Below are 23,410 nucleotides of genomic sequence, written 5' to 3'. Positions count from 1 at the left end.
GAATTTTTGATCTTATCTCATCCGAAGCACAAAATTCCGACTTCGAACATAATTATTTCGAATATTTACTGATAGAAAACCGTCTTACATTTCAAGACGATGTCTTCCGCTCATTGATCCGGATTCGGCTGGGGATCGAATCGATCCGGCGGGGTTTCCTTCGCACCACGCCTTGGCGCGTAAGAGCGGATTCTGATCCCGGCTGTTGACCGACCCCGTGGTGCAGCGGCTCTGCCCGACGCCAGCATGGCACGTCGCATAGTCCGCCCTACCCGAATCAGAGAGCATGATCGCAGTGTCACCGCCGCCGCCGCGGTCTCAACCCGTCGGATAGGAATGCGAAGGGACGTTTTCGCTCACAGCGGCAAAAACTCTCGCTTCCGAAACTCCGCGACTGTGCATGCAGCAGCCAGGAATCGGTAAGCTCGACGTGTGGACGACGCGTCCGGACGTGCCTCGGCGATCCTGCGCGCCGCATCACAGGACCGGTGCCGTCAGCCCCGAACCCTGGGAACGCCTCCCCGGGGGAAGCGAAGTCAGAGACGGACAGAACCAGCGGAGAAGGACCACGCGGTTCGAGCCCCAGAGGTGAACCTCCGTTCGACGATGCACCCATGCACGGCACGGGGTCTCTGCGAGGCGGCTCGTCATGGCCGTCTGCGCCTCACGCGGTCGCCGGTTCCGAGGCGCCGGCATCCTCGAGCCGGGCGAGCGTCTGGCGCACCGCCGCGGCGACGTGTTGGACCGACTCGCCCTCGAAGATGGTGAAGTGGTTTCCGGGCGCGTCCCGGATCTCGAGGCGCCCCGTTGCGAGCTCGCGCCATCCGAGTGTCGGGTCCAAGAACAGCCCCGTGGGCTCTCCGAGCGCGCGCACGACGAGGATGGGGCCGCTGTAGGGTTCGATCGGGTGCCGGGACAGTCGGTCCTTCAGCCAGAGGACTCGCTCGATTTCCGCGTCCGGGACCGCGGACGGGTTTGGCCGGCCGAGCCGGATCCGGAGCTTCTCGAGGAGCCGCGTCAGGGGCAGTTGCCCGCGCAGGAGCTTGTCCAGCGCCATCTGCCAGCGGATCAGGCGGTAGGACGTGTTGATCAGGAAGGCCTCGCGCCGGGAACGGCGGGCGAGATGGCCGGGCGCCCAGCCGTCGACCGCGATGACGCAGGCGACCTCGGCGCCGGCCCGGACGAGTTGCTGCGCCGCCGCGTAGGCGAGATGACTGCCGAAGCAGTGGCCGAGAAGCACGTAGGGGCCCTGAGGCTGGGCCCGGCGGATGCCCTCGACGTAATGGGCCGCCACCGCGGCGAACGAGAGCGCGGGATCGCCGTTGATATGGGCGGCCGGCATGACGCAGAGGAAGGGCCGATCGGCGCCGATCCGCTTGGCAAGGTCCTGGAACAGGAAGGGATTGTCGAAGGCGATGATCGGGGTCGCGGCGCCGTGCGGCTGCAGGGTGACCACGGAGGCGAGTGCGTCGCGCGGGGCCGTGGCTTTCCGGATCGCGTCGGCGAGGCCGCTCACCGTCGGGTTGCCGAGAAACCGGTCGATCTCGAGCCGGACCTCGAAGGTCTGCTGGATGCGGGCGATGAGACGGAACGCGCTCAGGGAATGGCCTCCGGCGTCGAGGAAGCCGGCCTCATCGCTGCCCGCGCCGAGGGTCGCCCGCCACAAGGGAAGCAGGCGCCGGACGATGTCATCCGCCTGGCCCACCGGGCGCGAGACGGGAGGCGGTGCCGCCACGGCTTCCTCGGCGGCCGGCCGCGCGGCAAGCCGTGGGATCGGCCGCCGGGGGTCGTCGAGCGCCTCGGTCAGGAGCGACAGCGTGTCCTCCAGCATCGCCACGACGGTGTCCGGCCGGTAGAGGACGGTGTTGTACTCGCAGGAGAAGCGCCAGCCCTCGGTCCGCTCGACGAAGAAGAAGTTCAGGTCGAACAGGGCCCCGGCCGATTGCGAGGGTACGCCGCGCAGCAGGAGATTCGCGCACCGCACCTCGTCGAAGGCCCGCTGCTGTATGACGTTGATCGAGAACAGCGGATGCCGGCTCGGGTCCCGGTCCGGCTTGACGATCTCGATGATCGTCTCGAGCGCCGTGGTGCCGTTGTCGAGCGCGCCCTGCAGGGTGTCGGCGACGCGCGCCAGCGCCTCCGCGAAAGTCTGCACGCCGGCGAAATCGGTCCGCAGCGCCAGCGTGTTGATGAAGGGTCCGACGACGTTCTCGAGCTCGACCTCGTAACGGCCCGCGACCTGAGTGCCGACAATCACGTCGTCGCTGCCCGCGCGGGCGCGCAGCACGAGCAGCAGACCCGTCAGCATCGTGGTGAACCACGTCGCGCCGCTGGCCCGCGCCACGCGGTCCGCCGCGGCGGTCAGGGCGGGGCGCATCAGGATCGACGTGATGGCGCTGTCGCGCGTCAGGGCCGGCGGGCGCGGGAAGTCGGTGGCGATCTCGAAGCGGCGGAAGCCCGCCAGGCGCGCGCGCCAGTACGCGTCCGCGGCCGCGCCCTCGCCGAAATCGGCCAGGGCCTGCTGCCACAGGGCATAGTCCGAGTACTGAACGGGCAGCTCGGGCAGCGGTGTCGGCGTCCCGCCGATGAGGCCGTCGCACAGCGTCGCGAATTCTCGGGCGAGAATGCCCATCGACCAGCCGTCGGCGACGATGTGGTGGGCCGTGATCAGGAGGAAGCTTTCCTGCTCGGAGAACCGGAGCAGCTGCGCCCGCATCAGGGGCGGACGCGACAGGTCGAAGGGCCGCCGGGCCTCCTCCGCGGAGATCCGGTCGAATTCCTGTTCCACCGTCCCCAGCAGCCGCAGGTCGAGCTCGGGCACGTGCAGGTCCGCCGCGGGATAGACCTGCTGGACGGGGCCGTTCTCGCCCTCCACGAAGGCTGTGCGCAGGATCTCGTGCCGGGCGATGAGCTGGCGGAGCGCGAGACCCACGATGGTTCCGCTCACGGGCCCGACCAGCGACCAGCGGAGCGCGATGTTGAGGCCGGCGTTGCCGGGCGCGAGGAGCTCGGCCACGAAGAAGCGTTCCTGCACCGGGGTGCAGGGAAATGCGCAGCAGGTGCGCTGCGCCGATTGCAGCTGTGTCATCGCGAGGTCCTGCAGGATGAGGCCATGATGGCGGAGGCCGCGACCGGACGCGCCAACAGCGTCGCGTCCTCCGCGGAAGGCGGCCATGCGCGGAAGCGGATCCGGGGCGAGGGGTGCGTCGCCTCCGAGACGTCGGCGGCGCTGCCGCGCAGGGACCGGGCGAAGAAGGCTGCCGCGTAGGCCGAGACGACGCTCCGGATCTCGGGATCGCCCCCCGTGCCCGAGAAGCTCCCGTGGGTGGCGTGCGGGATCTCGATCGCGAACCCGCCCGATCGCAGCTGCCGAAGCTGCCGGTCGCTGTCCTGCGCGTCCTGGATCGCGTGGGCACGACGGCCCGGATCGTCCGCGGCGAGCGCCTCGGCCGACGGCGGATCCAGGGAATCGGTGATGACCATGTAGGCTGCGGCGAAGACCGGGGCGGCCGGATTCCCGAACAGCCAACCATCGAGGTTCAGAACCCCGCGGATCCGCCGGTCCGCGCGGGCCGCCTCTGCCGCCGCGGAAGCGCCGAAGGAATAGCCGAGCACGCCGGCGAGATGCGGGTCCAGGCGATCCGCGAGGTTGCGGGGCAGCCGCGCGCGTCCGGTATCGGCCAGCCAGTCCAGGGCAGCCTGGATGTCGCCGGCCTGGAGGCGGACCTCGCGCTCCGCGAGCATGCGGGTGCGCTGGCCGGCCAGTTCCGAGCGGAAATCCAGGCCGGCGAAGCCCGGGGCGGGGAAGTCGATGCCGATCACCACGAAGCCCTGATCGGCGAGGGCGCGGAGAAGGTCCGCGTTCTCGCGTGCGCGGCCGCCCCAGCCGTGGGCATAGACGAGCGGCGGCACGGGGCCGGTCACGGGGCCGGACGGCAGCCAGACATGGATCCCGATCCTGCGGGCCGGACCGGGCTGCTCGTTCGGGAGCCGCGCACGCACGACGTGCGCGGCGAGATCCGGCTCGGCCCCCGCACGGGTGACGCGTCCGATCAGCGTGCCTTCCAGGAGCAGCGCCAAGGTTGCCAGCACCGCCGACCGGCGCCAGCGATAGCGCCTGCGCCAGCCGATCCTCACTGGAATTCCTCGGAGCGCAGGTGACCGCCGTTCGCCCCCGCGCGCCGCGCCGCGCGGGCGACCCCGACGAGCGTCGGCCTGCTGCGCACCTGGACCGGCGCCACGTCGCTCCCGGCGGCGATGGCCGACACGGAGCGATGGAGGAACAGGTCCTTCGCGGTGGTCCGAATGCCCGCCTGATGCGCGCGCGCCACGATCCGGAACACCTGAAGCGAATCGAGGCCGAAGGCGAACATGTCGTCGTCGATACCGATCGCCTCGATGCCGAGGACGTCCGTCACGATCGCGGTCAGCGTCCGCTCGGTCGGCGTGCCGGGCGCCCGCCCGCCCGCGGAGAGCGGCGCCGCGTCCATCGCGGGCACCGCGTCGAGCACGGGGAGGCGCTTGCGGTCGACCTTGCCGGCCGGCGAGAGAGGAAGCGCCGCCAGCGGCACGAACAGGCTCGGGATCATGTAGTCGGGCAGATACCGGCCGAGAGCCTCGCGCAGCGCCGCCGTCGTGACAGGCCCGTTCGTCTCGGCGAAGTAGCAGACAAGCCGCTGCTCGCCCGTGACGTCCGCGCGCAGGGCCACGGCACAGGCGCCCAGTCCCGCGTGCCGCGCCAGGACCGCCTCGATCTCCTCGGGCTCGATCCGGAAGCCGCGCAGCTTCACCTGATGATCCGCGCGGCCGAGAAGCCGGATGCTGCCGTCGGCCTTCCGGCAGGCGAGGTCGCCCGTCCGGTAGAGCCGCGCCCCGGCCGCCGTGGAGAACGGATCGGCGATGAACTTCTCGGCGGTCAGATCGTCGCGATGGAGGTAGCCGCGCGCGAGCCCGGCCCCCCCGATATGGAGCTGACCCCGGACCCCTACCGGCAGCAACGCGCCGGCGCCGTCCAGAACGTGGAGCTGCGTGTTGTCGAGCGGGCCCCCGATCGTGATTGGCGCCTCGCCGGCCTCCACCCGGCCCACCGAGGACCAGACGGTCGTCTCGGTCGGCCCGTACAGGTTCCAGAGTTCGCCGCCACCCGCCAGCAGGGCGTCGGCCAGATTCCGGGTCAGCGGCTCGCCACCGCACAGCATCCGGAAGCCGGGTCTGGACTGGAAGCCCGCCTCCACAAGCATCTGCCAGCGGCTCGGCGTCGCCTGCATCACGGTGGCGCCGCTCGCGCGCACGAGGTCCAGCAGCGCGAAGGTGTCGGACAAGGTCCGGCTCGGGGCCAGGATCACGCGGCCGCCGGCGCAGAGCGGGGCGAACAGTTCGAGCACGGCGATGTCGAAGGACACCGTGGTCACCGCGAGCAGGGCGTCATCCGCGCCGAGGCCGGGCTCGCGCAGCATCGAGATCAGAAAATTGACCACCGATCCGTGGGAGATCTCGACGCCCTTGGGCTGACCGGTCGAGCCGGATGTGTAGATCACGTAGGCCGGCTGAGCCGGGTCGAAGGCGACCTGCGGCGGCGTCGCGTCCTCCTGGTCGATCGCCGGCGCCTCGGCCGCCAGATCGATCAAGACCGCCCCGTCGGGCATGGCGAGCTCGGGCGGCAGCCCGGGCGCGCCGCCCGCCACCAGGAGACCGGCCACGTCGGCATCGGTGAGGATGTGCCCGATGCGGGACGCGGGATGGCTCGGATCGAGCGGCACGTAGGCGCAGCCCGCCTTCATCACCCCGAGGAGCGCGATGAGCATGTCGGGCGAGCGGTCGGCCAGGACCGCGATGCGGCCGCCCGGCCGCCCGTCCAGCCTGCGCCTGAGGTGATGGGCGACTTGGCTCGACCGGCGATCGATCTCCCCGTGGGTGAGCGTGGTGCCGTCGCAGACGAGGGCAGGGCGATCCGGATCCCGCGCCCCGGCCGCGACCAGGGCCGGCACGGACAGGCCGGGAATGGCGCGGACCGGACCGGCGGCGACACGCAGCAACTCCGCCCGCTCGCGCGGGGACAGGATCGGCACCGTGTCGACCCGCCCGACCGGGTTCGCCACGACCGCTTCAAGGAGCGTCCGGTAGTGACCGATCCAGCGCTGAACCGTCGCCTCGTCGAAGAGGTCACGGCTGTAATCCACCTCGATGCGGATGCCGTCGCCGGTCTCCACGAGATTGAAGAACAGGTCGAAATTGACGAAGCGCTTCGGGTTGGCTTCGACCTTGACCCCCAGATCCCCGAAGGCGAGGTCGGAGGCGACGCGCTCGAGATTGAACTGCACCGTCGTCAGCGGCAGACGATTCACGTCCCGGGGAAGGCCGAGGGCGCGCACGATCGTGCCGAGGGTGCAGTTCTGCTGATCGTGGGCCTCGAGCAGCGCGCGCCGCGCCTCCGCCATCAGCGTGGCGAAGGCGGTCTCGGCGTCCCATCGGGCCCGCAGAGGCAGAAGATTGACGCAGTGGCCGACGAGGACCTGGTCCTCGACGAGGGACTGACCGGCGAACGGCACCGCGACGACGACGTCACGCTCGTCGAGGAGGCGGCCCAGCAGGGTCTGGAAGCCCGCGAGGAGGGTTGCGAACAGCGTACAGCCCCGTTCGGCCCCGACCGACCGGAGGGCGCTCACGAGCGCGCCATCGAGCCGGCCGCAGGTCATGGAGCCGGAGAACGTCCTGATGGCCGGGCGCGGCCGGTCGCCGGGCAGTTCCATGGCGGGCGGCAGGTCGCGCAGGACCTCGCACCAGTAGCGCGTGGCCTCGGAGATTTCCGGCGTGGCGCGCGCCTCGGCCTGCGCGGCGGCGTAGCGGCTGAACGGAAGAACCGGGCCGAGTTCCGCCGGGGCTCGGCCGACCGCCTCGGCGTAGTGCGAGGCGAGTTCCTCCACGATGACGTTGATCGACCAGCCGTCGCAGACGATGTGGTGCGCCGTCAGCACGAGGACGTGCTCATCCGGCGCGAGGCGCACGAGGCTCGCGCGGCAGGGCGGTCCCGCCACGAGGTCGAAGGGCAGCGCCGCTTCGGCCTCGATGAGGCCGCGCAGGGCCTCGCTGGCGGAATGGATCGGCTGGCCCGAGAAGTCCAGCGTCACCAGAGACGGGGCGACCTCGGAGACGAGCAGCGCGTCGCCGACCGGGCTGAACCGGCACCGCAGCGCGTCGTGCCGGGCCATCACCTGGGCGAAGGCGGCCGTGAAGGCGGCCGCGTCGAGCGGGCCGCGCAGGCGGACGCTGACCGATTCGTTGAAGGCGCACGAGGTCGCGTCGCCGAGCTGGGCCGCGAGCCAGACCTCCAGTTGCGGCTCGGTGAGCGGGGCTTGCTCGAGCGAGGGGGGAATCTCGGCCCGCGACGCGGCCGGCAAAGGGAGCTCTGCCGGCGTCGCGAAGTCCGGTGCATCGGCCGCCGCCCGCCCGGCCAGGATCCCGACCGCCCGCAGGGCGTCCAGCGATTCGCGGAAGGCCGTGACGAACGCGTCGAGATCCGCGTCCGAATGGGCCGTCGTCAGGAAGCACGGGAAGCCTTCCTGGATGTAAATGCCGCGCAGCCGCAGGTGGTAGTAGAGCAGGCTCGCGAGGCGGTCCTCGGCCGCGAAGGAGAAGTAGAAGAGGCTGCCGAACGTCTCGATGCGGCTTTCGATCCCGCGCTCCTCGAGCAGGGTGTTGAGACGGCCGACGAAGCCGCGCGCGCGCCGCCCGAGCCCCTCCTGGAGCGCAGGCCCGGCCTCCTTGAGGTGACGGAGCACCGCGCGGGCGGAGGCCAGGGCCAGCGGATGGCGCACGAAGGTCCCGGCAAAGAACGTGACGCCGGCCTCGGGGGCGGAATCGTCGCCGAAGCGCCAGTCGCCGCCGTCGAGCGCATCCATGAAGCGGGACTTGCCGGCGAGGATGCCGATCGGCATGCCGCCGCCGACCACCTTGCCGTAGGTCGCCATGTCGGCACGGATGCCCAGCACCGTCTGCATCCCGCCCGGGTGCATGCGGAAGCCGGTGACGACCTCATCGAAGATGAGGGCGATCTCGGCGGCTTCGGTCAGGGCGCGAAGCGACTGCAGGAAGCCGGTCGGGCAGAGACCGGGATGCCGGCTCTGCACCGGCTCCACGATCACCGCGGCGATCTCTTCGCCGTGAGCGCGGATCCAGTCGAGCGCGGCGGGATCCGCGTATTCGAGGACCATCATGGTCCCGACATTCGGGCTCGGGATCCCGGGCGCCGCCGGCAGCGCGCGCTCCGCGCCGGACCGGCCGCCGCGCTTGACCAGAACCTCGTCGAACTGCCCATGGTAGGAGCCGGAGAACATCACGATCCGGTCGCGCCCGGTGACGCAGCGCGCGATCCGCATCGCCGCCATCACGGCTTCCGAACCCGTGTTGCAGAAGGTCGCCCGTTCGTTGCCGGTCAGCTCGCAGACGAGGTCGGCGACTTCGCCGGCGAGCGCGGTCTGGGGGCCGATCTCGAAGCCCTTGTCGAGTTGCGCGCGCACCGCCTCGACGACGAGATCGGACCTGTGCCCGAGGAAGGTCGGGCCGAAGCCGTTGAGGAAGTCGATATAGGTGTTGCCGTCGATATCCCACAGGCGCGAGCCGCCCGAGCGGTCGGTGACGATCGGGTAGATCATCTCCTTCCACTCGGCGCGGAACCCCGACACGGCACGGGGATCGGCCAGCACCTTGCGATGCCGTTCGGTGAAGGCTTTCGAGCCGGCGGTCTTGCGGGTGTAGCGCGCCACCAGATCGGCGATGTGTCGCTGCTGCGCGGGCGTCAGCTCGAGATCGCCGCGCGCCTGACCGCCGCCTTTGAAGATCTCGAACCGGCTCGGCGCCTCGGCGGGCTTGTCGGCCCGGGGAGCGCCGCCGGCCTTCGCGGGCGCGTCCGGGATTGCCGGGACGGCCGGGACGAGGGCGTGCACGGGCGGGGAGGCCTGTGCGCCGTTGAGCACCTTGAGCTGCTGCGCGACGAGTTCGCTCATGACACGCAGCTGTTCGCGCATCAGCCCTTCGAGACCCTGCATGCCCACCGGCGACGCGGCGGCCTCCGCCGGCGCGACGGGCGCCGCGGGAACCGGGACCACCGCGGGGCTCGGCTGCGGGCCTGCAGGCGCCTCGTCCCGGAAGGCGGTCGGCGGCAGCGCGGCGAGAACGTGCTTCGTCAGCGCGTCGAGGGTCGAGAGGTCGCCGAGCAGCTGGCGGAAGGCCACCTTCAGGCCGAAGCGCGCCTGGATCTTGCTGGCCGCCTGGGTCAGAAACAACGAGTCGAATCCGAGTTCGAGGAAGCTCTTTCCTGGCGTCCGGGTGACATCCTCGCCCGACAAGTCGGTGAAGATCGCCGCGACCGCCTGAAGGACTCTCGCTTCGCGCCCGTCCTGCATCCGTCCCTCCTCCCTCTCCATCGATACCGGCATCGGCGGCGTTTCCGCGGCCGGCAGCGAAGCCGGCCCGGTCAGCGGGTTCCCGGCCGTCGCGGCGCCGGACCAGGGCCTGGCCTCGATCCAGTGGCTCTGGCGCTCGAACGGATAGGTCGGCAGCGAGACCCGCCGCGGCCCGTCCCCGTGGAGCTGGCGCCAGTCCGGCTTGGCGCCCGCGACCCAGGCCCGCCCGAGCGCGCCGAGGAACGCCGCCCGGTCGTCACCGTCGCCGCCGGCCGCCAACAGGGACGGCACGACGGTCACGTCCGGGCGGCGCAGGCAGGCCTGCATGGCGAGTGTCGTGAGCGCCTGTCCGGCACCGGCCTCGATCAGGATCGCGGGCGTCTCGCCGACCAGGGTCAGGACGCCTTCGTGGAAGCGCACGGTCTCGCGCGCGTGCCGGGCCCAGTATTCGGTCGACGTCGCCAGCTCCGGCGTGATCCAGGTGCCGGTGACGCAGGAGATGTACGGGGCGCAGGGCGGCCGCAGCTCGACCGTCCGGAGGAGATCGTGCAGCCGATCGACCATCGGCTCCATCATCGGCGAATGGAAGGCGTGCGAGGTGTGCAGGCGGCGCGCCGCCACGCCGTCGGCCGCGAGGGACGCCTCGAGGGCGGCGATGCCTTCGTGCGGGCCGGACGCCACCGACAGGGTCGGCCCGTTGACCGCCGCGACGGCGACCCCCTCGGGCAGGCGTGGAGCCAGATCCGCCTCCGGCAGCCGGACCGCGAGCATCGCACCGCCGGGCAGGTCGTTCATCAGCCGTCCGCGGGCCGCGACGACCCGCAGGGCGTCCTCCAGGGTCAGCACGCCGGCGAGCTGGGCGCTGACGAACTCCCCGACGCTGTGGCCGATCGTGGCGCGCGGCACGAGCCCAAGGGTCTGCCAGAGCCGGGCGAGGGCGTAGGAGACGCTGAAGAGCGCGGGTTGCGCCATCGCGGTCGAGCGCAGGGCCTCGGCCGCCGCGTCCGGCGGCAGATCGTAGAGGACGCGGCGGAGATCGATGCCCTCGTGGCGCGCGAGGAACGCGACGCAGCTCTCGATGTCGGCGCGGACGCTTTCCACGCCCTCGTAAAGAGCCCGCGCCATGCCGGGATGCTGCGAGCCCTGGCCGGGGAACATGAAGGCGATGTCGGGCGGGTCGGCGGGCGACGCCGCGCCGGGCGACGGCGCCTCCCGCAGCGCGCGGATCGCCGTCGCGTGATCGTCGGCGACGATGGCGGTCCGGTAGGGGAAGGCGCGGCGCCCGACTTGAAGCGTGAAGGCGGTGTCGGCGAGGGTCGGCGCATCGGGGGCCGCGAGCCGGTCGGCCAGACGGCCCCGCGCCTCGGCGAGCGCCTCGGCGCTGCGCGCCGAGACCAGCAGGACCTGCGGACCGGCTGTGTCCTCGACCGCCCCTTGAGCGGGCGCCTCCTCGAGCACCAGATGGACGTTGGTGCCCCCGACGCCGAACGCGCTGACCCCGGCCCGCCGCACGCCGTCCCGCGCCGGCCAATCGCCGAGGGCGGTGTTCACGAAGAAGGGGCTCGCCGCGAAGTCGAAGCGCGGATTCGGCGTCCGGAAATGCGCCATCGGCGGCAGGCGCCGGTGCTTGAGGGCCAGGCAGGTCTTGATCAGCCCGGCCGTTCCCGCCGCGACGTCGAGGTGCCCGATATTGGCCTTGACGGAGCCGAGGGCGCAGAATTGCCGCTCGCCGGTCGAGGCGCGGAAGGCCTTCTCCAGACCCGCCAGCTCGATCGGATCGCCGAGCGGCGTGGCGGTGCCATGGCACTCGACGTATCCGATGGTGTTCGCGTCGACGCCGGCCATGGCGTGGGCGGCCATGATGCAGGCCGCCTGGCCGTCGACGCTCGGAGCCGTGTACCCGACCTTGGCGGCGCCGTCGTTGTTGACGCCGAAGCCGCGGATCACCGCGTAGATCGCGTCACCGTCCCGAACGGCGTCGTCCAGCCGCTTGAGCAGGACGACGGCCGCCCCGCTGCCGAACACCGTGCCGGTCGCCTCGGCATCGAAGGGCCGGCAGGTGCCGTCCGCCGACACCATCCCGCCATCCTGATGCAGGTAACCGCGCTTCTGCGGCAGGCTGATCGAGACGCCGCCGGCCAGCGCCATGTCGGCTTGGTAGAGCAACAGGCTCTGACAGGCCTGCGTGACGCACAGGAGCGAGGTCGAGCACGCGGACAGCGACGTGATGCTGGGACCGCGCAGATCAAGCTTGTAGGACGTCTTGGTCGCGAGGAAATCCTGCGCGGCGCCGACGAGCGTCGGATAGCCGCCGACTTGGTATTGATTCGTGAAGTCGTCGATGACGCCGCGGTCGGTGCAGACGTTATTGAGAAAATAGGTCGGGACGCTGCACCCGGCGAAGACGCCGATCGATCCGGAACAGGCAGCCGGGTCGTAGCCGCCGTCCTCCAGGGCTTCCCAGGCGCATTCGAGGAAGACGCGGTGCTGAGGGTCGGTGAGCTGGGCCTCCCGCGGGTACATCCCGAAGAAGCCCGCGTCGAACTTGTCGACCTCGTCGATGATGGCGCGCGCCCGGACGAAATTCGGCTGGGCGCGGGTTTCGGGCGGGAAGCTGTCCTCAAGGTCCGCGTCGCCGAATCGGGTGATCGAGTCGATGCCGGTCGTCAGGTTCGACCAGAGCTGGTCGACACTCCGCGCGCCCGGAAACCGGCCGGACATGCCGATGACGGCAATGCCCTCGAGCAGCATGCCTGAATCGTCCATCGTCATGACCTCGCGTGTTGCCGGAAACGACGGAGGGCGTCGCTCTGCCGGGTCGCGCGCGCCCGCGCATTCGGGGCGTCCGCGGGATCGGGCGCGCGGGAGGAGGCGACGAGCGACCGGATGGTCGGTCTCGCGAACAGGTCGACGATGGTGAGATCCGGCGCCAGGACCGCGCGCAGCGCTTGGTGGATCGCCATCAGCTGAAGCGACGTGCCGCCGAGATCGAAGAAGTTGTCCTCGACACCGACGGCGTCGATCCCGAGCACACGGCGCCACTCTCGGGCGACCCGCTCCTCGTCCGGCCCCCGCGGCGGAACACAGGGACGCCCGAGGTTGGGGCGGGTCCGCACCGGCCGCTTGAGCGCACGGCGGTCGACCTTGCCGTTCGGTCCGAGCGGCAGCGACGGTAGCGCGACGAAAGCACTCGGAATCATCGCGGCCGGCACACGCTGCGCGAGCGCCGTGCGCAGGCGTTCAGGCGAGGTTTCCGGCGGCTCCAGCACCACATAGGCGACGAGGCTCTTGCCGCCGCCTGCGTCGGCCTCGACGATCGCTACGGCGTCACGGACGCCCGGCAGGCGGCGCAGGGTGGCGTCCAGGCCCTCCAGCTCGACTCTGTGGCCGTTGATCTTCACCTGGCCGTCGACGCGCCCCAGGAACGCGAGCGTCCCGTCGGGACGCTCGCGGACCAGATCGCCCGTCAGGTAGAGCCGCGCCCCGGGCTCGCGGGAGAACGGATCGCTCACGAAGCGCTCGGCCGTGAGATCCGGGCGGCCGAGATAGCCGCGTGCCAGGCCGTCTCCGCCGGCGCAGAGTTGGCCGACGGCGCCGCGCGGCAGCGGCTCGAGCCGGGGATCGAGGATGTGCGCGCAGGTGTTCGCGATCGGCCTGCCGATCGGAATCGTCTCGGCCGGCGGGAAACCGCGCGGCACCGTGTAGCAACAGGTGAAGGTCGTGTTCTCCGTCGGTCCGTAGCCGTTGATCAGTCGACACTGCGGAAGCGCGTCGAGGACCTGCCTGACGTGGCGCGGCGACAGCACGTCCCCGCCGGCCAGCAGTTGACGCAGGGAGGCGAGGTCTTCGAGCGGCCCGTCGGCCATCAGGTGGAAGAGGCCGGCCGTGAGCCAGAGCGTGGTGACGCCATGGTCCCTGACGGCGCGGGCGATGGCGTCGACGGTGGTCGGGCCCGCCGGCATGACGACGAGCTCGCCACCGTTGAGCAACGGTCCCCAGATCTCGAGGGTGGCCGCATCGAAGGCCAGCGGGGCGAGCTGAAGGAAGATCTCGTCCGGGCCAAGCGCCGCGAAATCGGTGTTGACCACGAGCCGCGCGATACCGCGATGCGGGACCATCACGCCCTTCGGACGCCCGGTCGTGCCCGAGGTATACATGACGTAGGCGAGATCCTCGGCCGCGCCCGGTCCTGGCAGCGCAACGCCCGGCTCGGGGAGGGGGGCGGGATCGTCGAGCCAAAGCGTCGGGCAGGTCCATAAACTCCCGTGCGCCCGCCCCGCGGCGAGGCCGCGTCTCGAGACGACGACGGCGGGGTCGCTGTCGGCGATCTGCAGCGCGAGGAGTTCGTCCGGGTGAGCCGGGTCGAGGGGTACGTAAGCGGCACCGGCCTTGAGCGCGGCGAGATGGGTCACGATGGCGGACCCGGAGCGGTCCAAGAGCAGGCCAATGCGTGCGCCCGGTTTCGCGCCCCGGCTGATCAGGCACCGTGCAAGGGCGTCGGCCTCGGCATCGAGCTCACGGTACGTCCACGTTTGCGTGCCGTCCCGGATCGCCACCGCGTCCGGACGAAGCCGGACCTGGGCCGCGAACAGGTCCGGAACCGTCGCGTCGCGCGGATAGGGCCGTCGCGCTCCCGTGCCGCTGGCGATCCGCGCGGCTCGCTCCGGGGGGCTCAAGAGCGGCAGGCGAGAGACCGACGTGTCGGGCGCGCTGGCCGCAGCCTCCAACAGCCACCGCAGCGCCGCGAGCCAGCCCGCAAGACCCTCCGCATCGAGGATCCCGGACGCCCCGGATGCCGTGACCCGGTACTCCGCCGCTCCCGGCTCCACGCGGAGACGCAGGCTGTCGGCCGTCCCCCCATCGCCCACGAGGTCGATCAGGATGCCGTGAGCGATGACCGATGACGCGGCCTGCCGAGGACGCGAAACCGATCCCGCGACCGCGATGCGCACCTGAACCGCGTCGCGGAAAGCGCTCCAGGTCGGATCGTCCGCGATGTCCGCCTCCAGCTCGACGGGCTCGACGCGTTGCTGCGCATCGCTGCCGCAGATCCGGAGACGCACCCGCGATGCCCCGGTGTAGCGATGGAAGACGGCGCTCGCAGCGGCGCAGAGCGACGCCACCGCCGCGGCGAAGGACGGCCTCCGCAGATCCGGTGCCCTGAGAAGCCACTCAGGCAGCACACGTGCCGCCGAACCGGGCCCTGCCGTCAATCCGTCCTGCGAATGCTCGGCAACGCGCAGCCCACCTTCAGCGGCCATCGAAGAATGCATGCTTTTGGCCTCGATAACATGGCTCTATAATGTGAGATCAAAGCCTTACCGGCATCCCTCCTAGCGTTATAATGCGATTCGCCGTTGATTTTAATCAACTTGACACGATGATTCCGCATGATAACTGCGCCAACCGAATGAAGCTGACGCGAAGTCCAGGTTATCGGCAATGTTCTACGCTCTGTCAGACGGGTCTAGATGGTCAGACAACTGTCTTATTTGTGCACTGCAAAAATATGCGACCGACAAGCCATCTCGATGAGACATTTGCGATGTCAGGAAATGCAAATTTGCGTATGCTAGCCATTGAATACGGCATAGATCATTGAAATCAAGAGGCGAGACTGAGTTTTCTTGTACTGACGAGCGCCGATGTCGACTGGCCTACATCCCGGGAGCAGGACGCATTCTTCTGACACTGTTGATGAACCGTCTACATCGCGACACTTCGAGAGCGACCCGCTCGCCCTGGGGCCAGTGGGCAGACGGTATACCTGCGTTCGGCAGGTTCGACGCAAATGAGCTTCGGAAAGACCAGCACTGTCACGTCGCATCGATCCCCTGCGACTGACGACGTCCCAATATCGGTCGGAAAAGACAGGCCATCAGATTCAAGACGTATCTACGAAACACAGCATTAAAAGCTTCGGTCGCGGTCCTACAATGAGTTCAGCTCCGACGATTTACGAATTTGAGGACAACATCACATCCGCAGGAGCCAGAATCGATGAGCGCCGAAGCCCTAAAAACACCCCTGCGCGTCCGCCAAGTTCGGTTCACCGGAGCCGCGCTGAACTGGCTGAGTCGGCTGGCTCTGGCTCGGCGCGTGATCAACGCCGCTCGGGAAGCGCCTGGATTCCGCTCTCTGTATCGCATGGCGCTCGGCTATCAACGGTCTTACCGGACATTGGAGGAGGCCGAGGCCGCGGTTTCAGCCTATGCACAGCAGGGTCACCAAAATCCCGCGAACGCCGACCTCCATCTCACGCTGAACAAGCGCGCGCGTCCCAGTGACTATGCCGCTCTCTTCCACCTGCAGCGCCTGCTCCCCAACATCCGATCGATCTTCGATTTAGGAGGCAATGTCGGCAATTTATATTATTGTTATTCAGATTTTTTCCCAGACAAGGATCTGGCCTGGACCGTACACGATCTCCCGGAGAACATCGCACGCGGGCGAAGGCTGGCGCAGGCGCGCGGCGCAGACCGCCTCTCATTCGCGGATACGTGGCGCGAAGCCAGCGGCGCGGATCTTCTCCTGATTTCCGGTGCCCTACACTACCTGAAACAACCGCTCGCGAGCATGCTTTCGACCCTGGAGGACGTACCGAGATACATTCTCATCAACCGGACACCGGTGACGGATGGCCCGTCGTTTGCGGCGGTGCAGGATAGCGGGTCCTTTCGGGTGGCCTGCCTGGTCAGGAACCGACAGGAGCTCCTGAAGGAACTTGAGGGCGCCGGTTATCGCTTGCTCGACACTTGGTCTGCAGCGGAGCTGACCCTCCAGATTCCGGGTGATGCCGATCATACGGTTCCTTTTTATTCCGGGTTCTTACTGGAACATGACCCCGTTTTCGTCGCGACGCAGTCCGGACAGGAGATCCGCGCTGACGGCTGACTCGTGTCGTGCTGGGCCTGGCGGCGGACACCGTTTCTGACGAAGAGGCCGGCTTGCCCCATCGGCGTCACCGGCGCGAGCCGGCGACGAATGACGTGGGACCCTGAAAGGCCAACCGTGCCGCCGGCGATGACGGATCGGGCAACGGTGAGGAACACGGCACCCCGCGTCTATGCTGCCGACACGAACCTGACGAGAACCCGTCATGTCGCGCCCTGTCAGCCATCGATAGCCTATATGCGCTCCGCAATCGCAGAACACAGGTAATATAACAGGATTTTTTCGAGTCACGCAAACATTAGTATGACAACGCATCGACGACCAACACTCAATCTATCGGAACGATCGTTGTCGCATGTCCGATTTGATCAGCAAGAAATCAAAATCTTGGGGGATTTAAACAGTATTGACAAATGTCATTGCCTCCGGATCGACCTGTATAACACTATCTGACCGTAAGAAGGAGACGTTCAATGACGACGGTGCAAAAGGGAGAGGCCGCCACCGTTCACTGGGCGACGCGCGAGCCTGTCGAGGTCTGTCGGCGGGCCCTTCACCGTGAGCCGTTCCGGGCGACCCACCCGTTGGCCGCACATCCGCTCTTCACGGTCGACGCCTTGATGCGCCTCGCGCGTGAGGTGAGTAAGCGCAAGGGTGATCTCTACTTCGACGCGGGCGACGTCAGCATCGACGACAAGTGGGGAAAGATCCCCGTGCCGGACCGGCCGGTGACCGACGTCATCGAACGGATCGAGAGCGCAGGCGCGTGGATCGTCATGAAGCACGTCGAGGTGAACCCGGCCTACGCTGCGGTCCTCGCGGATTGGGCCGCCTTCGTACGGGATGTGGCGGGACCGTCAGGTGCTCACCTGCTCCGCAATCCCGAGATGCTGGTCTTCATCACCTCGCCCAATCGGGTCACGCCATTCCATTTCGACGCCGAGGTCAACTTCCTGGTGCAGATCGCCGGATCCAAGGATCTGTGGGTCTGCGATCCGAACGATCGCACAGTCACGACCGAGGAAGAGCTTGAGGTTTACTATGCAGGCGACATCTCGGCGGGCCACTACAAGCCGCGGGTCGACGTCGAGGCGCAGCATTTTCGGCTCGATCCGGGCGATGCGGTTCATATCCCGACCCATGGTGCGCACTGGGTCAAGAACCACGACAACATCTCGATCTCGCTGAGCCTCAACTTTGAATTTCCGGCTTGGTATCGAGCCGACATCTACCGGGCCAATCACTATCTTCGACGCCTCGGCGTCACGCCGCGCGGGCCAGGCTGCTCCGTCTTGAGCGATCGCGCCAAAGCGGCCACCGGGGCGGCGATCCGCCTGACGAGGGATGCGCGAAGACGCTTGGTCTCCGCTGAACGAGCCTGAGCCTCGCCCTGCTGACGTGACCGGACCGCTGTTTTGGACCGAGCCCGATGAGAGGCGACGGCGTGGGAGCGGCCCTGGGTAGCCGGAAGATTGGATCCCGGCAGCGGACAGGCGCAGGCGGCCGGCAGCCCAGGGAGGCGGGCGGCCGGACACGGGGCAGTCGAAGGAGCCCGCGGTGAGCATCTGCTTCAGGATCAGCCCGGCCTGATCGTCTGGCCGGATGAAGCACTGCTCTGCCGTCCGGCCACGGCTGCGCATGTCCTCCAAGGCAACCTTATGAAGCCGACGCAACGCCTATTGCGTTCGGAAAGGAGGGCGCCGCTCGGCGCACGCCTCAGATCGTCAGGACGATCTTTCCGAAATGCTTGTTCTGCTTCATGCGCGCGAGCGCGGCTGGTGCCTCGACGAGCGGGTAACTGCTATCGATTGGCAGGCTGAATCTCTTCTCCGCAATCGCCTGCCAGAGATCCGCTCGGACCCGTTCGGTGATCGCGCGCTGCTCCTCGATCGATCGGGTCCGGTTCGTCACGCCGATGTAGCTGATGCGCTTCGTGGCATGGAGGTCGAAGTCGAACTCGCCTCGGCTGCCGCCGAGCCGACCGACGTTGACGATGCGTCCGAGAACGGCCGCAGCCTGCATGTTGCCGTTGATGACTGGCGCGGAGACCTGATCGATAATCACGTCGACGCCTCGGCCGCCCGTCGCTTGGCGAACCTGCTCGGGCCAGTTTGGGTCGTTCGTATCGATCGCCAGCGTGGCACCGAACTGGGACAGACGTGCGCGATGTTCAGGGCTTCTCGATGTGCCGATCACAACCGAGGCTTTCCGCCAGCGGGCCATCTGGAGGGCCATCAATCCAACCCCAGAACTCGCTCCCTGGATCAGCACCGTCTCGCCCGGCTGCAGGTGCGCCTGCGTGATGAGGGCGTCGTGCATCGTCTGAAGAGCGACCGGCAGCGTCGCGGCAACCTCGAACGACATGTCGGCCGGTAGCGGGAGGGTTCGACCGTGATCCGCGACGGCATACTCGGCGTACGCACCAGCACCGGAGCACATGACGCGCTCACCGGGACGGAAGTCGTTCACGGCCGTACCGACCGCCACGACCTCACCGGACCACTCCAGGCCGGGGATCGTGCCCGGGCCATGCGGCTGCCCCGCCCCGACGGCCAGATCGGCGCGGTTGAGGGCGGCCGCCCTGACCCTGACAAGCACCTCCGTCGGTTTCGGCGTCGGGGTGTCAGAGTCGGCGAAGAGGACCCCCTCCGGCCCGGCGACGACGGCTTTCATGCGCGCACTGGCCGGCGTGACTTGGCGGTCCTCGGCGCCGGCAATTTGAACCGGCAAGAGTTGTGCGGCCGCGCCGGCCAGGAGGAGACGTCGGTCTAAGTTCATGGAGCACTCCGGCCGCTGCGTCGGCTCGGCATCATAGCGCACCGCACCCCTTTCGATGCCGACATGAAGAATAAGAAGATACTCTTGTCATGTGCTGTTGGGCGGCCGTTTTGTGGCCTCCATCGAGGGCCGCCATGAGGCCCCTGCCAACCACGCCGATGCTGGACCGCCGAGCGCGACCGTCCGGCCTACCGCGTCAACATCGGCCATCTGCAACCATCCCGAGGGGGTCTCATCCGAGGCCCCCTTTGCTTTTCTGGAGCCAGCCATGACCGCAGCCACCGCCACGAAAACGATGGGCGCAGGGACGCCCGCTGAAAGCCCGCTCGCCAAGCCGGCGCCGGCCCTCGTCGTGTTCGGCACTGACAAGAGCGGCAAGCCCCATGCCGGATGGTTCGCCGGCGCGATGAGATGGCACTCCTACACGCGAACGCTGCCGCAGCAGCGGCAGCCTAACCGCAGACAAGGCAAGCCGGCGATTCGGCGTACGAATCGCCGGCCGATGAGCTGCTCAGCGCAGCGATAACCCCACGTCCGGAATGCGCCCATCCCGGCCGTTAAGCTGCTTGTTCGACCGTCTCGCAAGCGGACGCTGCCAGCTGCCCTGGGCGAGGCCCTAGTGAGCGAGATGCTTGTCGAAGAAGTGCGCAATTTCCTCGAACACCGCCCGGGTTTCCGGAGCGGTATCGTCCCTGATGTACTGGGCGTGGGACTGGCCTTCCCCGACTTGAAGGAAGGCTTCCACGCCGGCCTCGCGCAGCTTGCGATGCACGCGCACCGTGTTCGAGAGCAGCAGGTCGCGCGTGCCGGTGGTCAGGATGGCGGGCGGGAAGCCCGTGAAGTCGCCGTAGACGGGTGAGAGCATCGGGTCCCTGAGGTCGTGGCCGTCCGCGTAGACCTTGGCGCCGTCGTCACAGAAGCCGTCCGGCGAGACCAGCACGTTGTCGAGCATCGCGTTCGTCACGAAGCTGTCGCCGACCTTGGTGGTATCCGACATCGGCGTGCCGGGCGCGATGGCGGCCGGCAAGGGCAGTCCCTCCTGCTTGGCCCGGAGCACCATGGCGAGGGTCAGCGCGCCGCCGGCCGAGGTCCCGAAGATCGCGGTCTTGCGCGGATCCGTCGTCCGCGTCACGGCCTTCCAAACCGTCATGGCGTCGTCGTGGGCCGCCGGATAGACCGCCTCCGGCGGCATGCGGTAATCGACCGAGATCACCTTGAAGTGGCCGAATCCGGCCATGAACAGCGCCTCCGGCAATCCGGCCTCGCCGGGGTTGAGCACGAAGCAGCCGCCGTGAACGTGGACGAGGACCCGGTCGCGGTTCTCCGGCGGGACGACGTCCGGGGTCACGATGAAGGCCCGTACCCCGTCGATCGTCGTGCGCTCGACCTTCACGTGCAAGCGCTCGATCATGCCGGGCACGAGCTTCCTGAGCGCCTCCGCGCCGGCCTCGGCGACGGGCTTCCAGGCCGCGCCGTCCTTCGGGTGAATGTCCCAGTTCGTCCGCAGCGGCTGGCCGATGATCCTGCCCATCTGCGGGCTGACATCGGCGGGCACCGGCACGGACTTGGCCGGCACCTGCAGCGGGGCGGCCTGCTGCTGCGCCGCGGCGGGGCCGGCGGCGAGCGCCGCCAGAGCCGCGCCGATCGCGATCGCCGTCTGTCCGATCATCATCTGACCTCTCGCCGTGTCAACGGCCGCGCGGCGCGGCCGCGTCCAGGAAATCCCGGACGGTCCGGTTCATGAACTCCACGTCCGCGGCCTTGGTCGCCGTGGCCGTCGTGTGGCCCTGCACGGAGGGCACGGCGACGACGCTTGCCTGCGGGATATAGGCACCGGCCTCGCGCGCCTCCTCGACCGGATTGTACAGGTCGAGGTTGCCGCCGGTGAGGATCAGCGTTCGGGCCCTGATCGCGGCGAGCGCCTTCCGGACATCGCCGCCGTAGCCGGGCGTCTGGCCGATGTCGTGGCGGTCGTAGGCCCAGGTCTGGGCGATCCAGTCGTTGGCGTCGAAGCCGGCCTTGAGCACCGCCTCCTCTTGCGCGCGCATCCAGGGCAGGATGTCGAGGGGCTGCGGCGCGATCCCGCGCAGGGCCTCCGGCGTCCGGGCGGCCAGCACCTGCAGGATATCGGCGCGCAGCCGCCAGCCCTGCTCGGGCTGCTTTTCGTAAGTGCCGTCCTTGAAGGCCGGATCGAGCATCAGCGCCTTGCGGGTGGCCTCGTTGACGGCGATCGACCAGGGCGCGGTGCGCGCCATCGGGGTCAGCGCCACCAGGCCGTCCATGAAGGCGGGATGGCTGACGCCCCATTGCAGCGCCTGCATGCCGCCCATCGAGGCGCCCGCCACCGCAACGACGTGGGCGATCCCGAGCCGGTCCAGGAGCCGCTTCTGGCTCTCGACCATGTCGCGGATGGTGAAGTGCGGGAAGGCGGTGCCGTGCTGGCTCGGGCTGTTGCTCGGGCTCGTGGTCAGCCCGTTGCCGATCGCGTCGGTGGCGACGACGAAGTACCGGTCCGTGTCGAGGGCCTTGCCGGGGCCGATGAGGAAGTCGATCCGGTGATGGTTGCCGCCGATCGCGGTGGTCATGAGGATCGCGTTCGACTTGTCGGCGTTCAGCGTCCCGTGGGTGACGTAGGAGATCGCGAAGTCCCGGATCGTCTCGCCGCTCTCCAGCGGCAAATCGCCGAGCGGCTCCAGCCGATGCGGCGGCGCGTTCGGACCGTGCGCGGAGGATGGCGACAGGCCGGCGGCCAGCAGAATGGCGGCCAGGACCCATCCCAGCGGCCTGCGGTATGGTGTGCGCATCGGGGATCTCGCCTTCGAACGTGTTGATGCTTCCCGCAGGCCGAACTCAGCCGCCGTTCCGGACCGCCGAGTGCGGCTCCGGGATGGCGCGGGAACGTGATGGGCGCTCAGGTGATCGGGCGGGGCACCGCGCTGCGTGCCCCGCTGGCCTCGGCCGGCGTGAGGCCGGGCTCCAGGCTCTCCAGGCTCTGGCGGCGCGGCTCGACGCCGAAGACGGCGACGGCCACGATCTGCAGGGCCAGGAGCCCGATCATCAGGCCGGTCACGCCCGCGATGCCGTAGGTCTCGAACAGGCTCACGACCAGGAAGGGCGTCACGATCGTCGCCCCGCGCCCGACCGTGTTGCACAGGCCGGAGGCCCGCAGCCGCACCTCGGTGGGGAACAGCTCGGGGATGTAGATCCCGAACAGGAGCGCCACCAGCACGTAGATCGGCACGGTCAGCCCGAAGCCGACGAGCGGCAGCAGGACCGGATCCTGGGTCATCGGGTAGAGGATCCCGAACAGGATGGCGGCCGCCGAGGCGCCGATGATCGTCGGCTTGCGGCCCCAGCGGTCGGCGGTCAGCGCGCCGATGGCGCTCCCCACCGGCGCCCCGAGGCCCATCAGCAGTGCGTAGCCGAAGGAGGTCGCCACCGAGAGGCCCTGCCGGATGAAGAAGGTCGGCAGCCATGTCACGAAGCCGTAAAGCAACGTGTTGATCACCACGAGGCACAGGCAGCCCAGCAGCAGCCGCGACAGCAGCGGCGGCCGGAACAGGGCGGCGAGCCCGAGCTGCGGCACGGGCGCCATCGCGGCTGCGGGCGGCAGGGGCGCGCCCCGGCTCGCCTCGGCCTCGATCGTCAGCATCAGCGCCTCGGCCTCGGCGTGGCGTCCCACGGCCTCGAGCCAGCGCGGCGATTCCGGCAGGCTCTTCCGGGCGTACCAGACGGCCAGAGCCCCGACGCCGCCCAGCGCGAACATCGCCCGCCAGCCGAAAGCCGGAATGACGAGGTATCCGACGAGGGACGCCGCCGGCAGGCCGGTGACCACGAAGACCGCCATCAGGCCCAGGAAGCGCCCGCGCGCCCGCGCCGGCACGAACTCGGTCATGGTCGAGTAGCCGACCACGTTCTCGGCCCCCAGGCCGACGCCCATGATGAAGCGCAGGATGATCAGGACCGTCATGTTCGGCGCGAAGGCCGCGCCGATGGCGGCGAGACCGAAGACCAGCAGGTTGGCCTGGTAGGTGAAGCGCCGTCCGTAGCGGTCCCCGAAGAAGCCCGTGAGGAACGAGCCCGCCATCATCCCCACGAAGGTCGCCGAGACGAACCACGCATTCTGCGGCAGGGTCGAGAAGCCGCTCTTCAGGGTCGAGCCCAAAACGGTCGCGGCGATGTAGATGTCGAAGCCGTCGAAGAACATGCCGATCCCGATCAGCCACATGATGCGGCGATGGAATGGGCCGATCGGCAGGCGGTCGAGGCGGCCTCCGGCGTTGACCGCCGGGTTCACGGACGCGGGCATGGGCGTTTCCTTCCGGGGGAGGGGGCCG

General features: G+C 69.0%; 10 protein-coding genes. 2 read left to right on the top strand and 8 right to left on the bottom strand.

The annotated features are described in order from the left end of the window. Nucleotides 1–664: 664 nt before the first annotated feature. The 4 genes from JOE48_RS00595 to JOE48_RS00580 are packed head-to-tail and all read right to left on the bottom strand — an operon-like array spanning nt 665 to nt 14,674. Nucleotides 665–3,088 (bottom strand): condensation domain-containing protein, encoded by a 2,424-nt coding sequence (locus tag JOE48_RS00595; protein ID WP_210025910.1) that lies wholly within the window; start codon nt 3,086–3,088, stop codon nt 665–667. Continuing rightward, nucleotides 3,085–4,137 (bottom strand): hypothetical protein, encoded by a 1,053-nt coding sequence (locus tag JOE48_RS00590; protein ID WP_210025908.1) that lies wholly within the window; start codon nt 4,135–4,137, stop codon nt 3,085–3,087. The genes JOE48_RS00595 and JOE48_RS00590 overlap by 4 nt, the downstream gene beginning before the upstream one ends. Further along, nucleotides 4,134–12,167, bottom strand: coding sequence for a non-ribosomal peptide synthetase/type I polyketide synthase (locus tag JOE48_RS00585; RefSeq protein WP_210025906.1), 8,034 nt, complete (start codon nt 12,165–12,167; stop codon nt 4,134–4,136). Before JOE48_RS00585 ends, JOE48_RS00590 begins: the two co-directional genes overlap by 4 nt. 2 nt (nt 12,168–12,169) lie before the next feature. After that, nucleotides 12,170–14,674 carry a non-ribosomal peptide synthetase gene (locus JOE48_RS00580; RefSeq protein ID WP_210025904.1) on the bottom strand — a complete coding sequence of 835 codons (2,505 nt, stop codon included), beginning with the start codon at nt 14,672–14,674 and terminating at the stop codon, nt 12,170–12,172. A 727-nt stretch (nt 14,675–15,401) separates the two neighbouring features. Between JOE48_RS00580 and JOE48_RS00575 the strand changes: the two genes are divergently transcribed. Both JOE48_RS00575 and JOE48_RS00570 read left to right on the top strand, forming a co-directional pair. Beyond that, complete coding sequence (locus JOE48_RS00575) at nt 15,402–16,295, top strand: methyltransferase, TIGR04325 family (RefSeq protein WP_210025902.1); 894 nt, start codon at nt 15,402–15,404, stop codon at nt 16,293–16,295. Nucleotides 16,296–16,768: 473 nt separating this feature from the next. Next, nucleotides 16,769–17,677, top strand: coding sequence for a cupin-like domain-containing protein (locus JOE48_RS00570; RefSeq protein ID WP_210025900.1), 909 nt, complete (start codon nt 16,769–16,771; stop codon nt 17,675–17,677). A gap of 334 nt (nt 17,678–18,011) precedes the next feature. Here the strand turns inward: JOE48_RS00570 and JOE48_RS00565 are convergent, their stop codons facing one another. From JOE48_RS00565 to JOE48_RS00550, 4 genes are all read right to left on the bottom strand, one after another. Continuing rightward, nucleotides 18,012–18,968, bottom strand: coding sequence for a zinc-binding dehydrogenase (locus JOE48_RS00565; protein ID WP_210035491.1), 957 nt, complete (start codon nt 18,966–18,968; stop codon nt 18,012–18,014). 721 nt (nt 18,969–19,689) lie between these two features. Continuing rightward, nucleotides 19,690–20,742 carry an alpha/beta hydrolase gene (locus JOE48_RS00560; protein ID WP_210035490.1) on the bottom strand — a complete coding sequence of 351 codons (1,053 nt, stop codon included), beginning with the start codon at nt 20,740–20,742 and terminating at the stop codon, nt 19,690–19,692. A gap of 19 nt (nt 20,743–20,761) precedes the next feature. Continuing rightward, nucleotides 20,762–21,877, bottom strand: a complete 1,116-nt coding sequence (locus tag JOE48_RS00555; protein ID WP_210025898.1) for an alpha/beta fold hydrolase — start codon at nt 21,875–21,877, stop codon at nt 20,762–20,764. Between the two features lie 107 nt (nt 21,878–21,984). Further along, nucleotides 21,985–23,382 carry an MFS transporter gene (locus tag JOE48_RS00550; protein ID WP_210025895.1) on the bottom strand — a complete coding sequence of 466 codons (1,398 nt, stop codon included), beginning with the start codon at nt 23,380–23,382 and terminating at the stop codon, nt 21,985–21,987. Between the last annotated feature and the right edge of the window lie 28 nt (nt 23,383–23,410).

The sequence above is a fragment of the Methylobacterium sp. PvR107 genome (genome assembly GCF_017833295.1).
Classification (GTDB): Bacteria; Pseudomonadota; Alphaproteobacteria; order Rhizobiales; family Beijerinckiaceae; genus Methylobacterium.
This window is presented reverse-complemented; position numbering and strand designations above follow the sequence as displayed.

What these genes read in the sequence shown, in the direction of transcription:
- JOE48_RS00560 (WP_210035490.1), bottom strand. Translation starts at nt 20,742, where the DNA reads ATGATCGGACAGACGGCGATCGCGATCGGCGCGGCTCTGGCGGCGCTC.
- JOE48_RS00585 (WP_210025906.1), bottom strand. Translation starts at nt 12,167, where the DNA reads ATGGACGATTCAGGCATGCTGCTCGAGGGCATTGCCGTCATCGGCATG.
- JOE48_RS00550 (WP_210025895.1), bottom strand. Translation starts at nt 23,382, where the DNA reads ATGCCCGCGTCCGTGAACCCGGCGGTCAACGCCGGAGGCCGCCTCGAC.
- JOE48_RS00580 (WP_210025904.1), bottom strand. Translation starts at nt 14,674, where the DNA reads ATGCATTCTTCGATGGCCGCTGAAGGTGGGCTGCGCGTTGCCGAGCAT.
- JOE48_RS00565 (WP_210035491.1), bottom strand. Translation starts at nt 18,968, where the DNA reads ATGAAAGCCGTCGTCGCCGGGCCGGAGGGGGTCCTCTTCGCCGACTCT.
- JOE48_RS00575 (WP_210025902.1), top strand. Translation starts at nt 15,402, where the DNA reads ATGAGCGCCGAAGCCCTAAAAACACCCCTGCGCGTCCGCCAAGTTCGG.
- JOE48_RS00555 (WP_210025898.1), bottom strand. Translation starts at nt 21,877, where the DNA reads ATGCGCACACCATACCGCAGGCCGCTGGGATGGGTCCTGGCCGCCATT.
- JOE48_RS00595 (WP_210025910.1), bottom strand. Translation starts at nt 3,088, where the DNA reads ATGACACAGCTGCAATCGGCGCAGCGCACCTGCTGCGCATTTCCCTGC.
- JOE48_RS00570 (WP_210025900.1), top strand. Translation starts at nt 16,769, where the DNA reads ATGACGACGGTGCAAAAGGGAGAGGCCGCCACCGTTCACTGGGCGACG.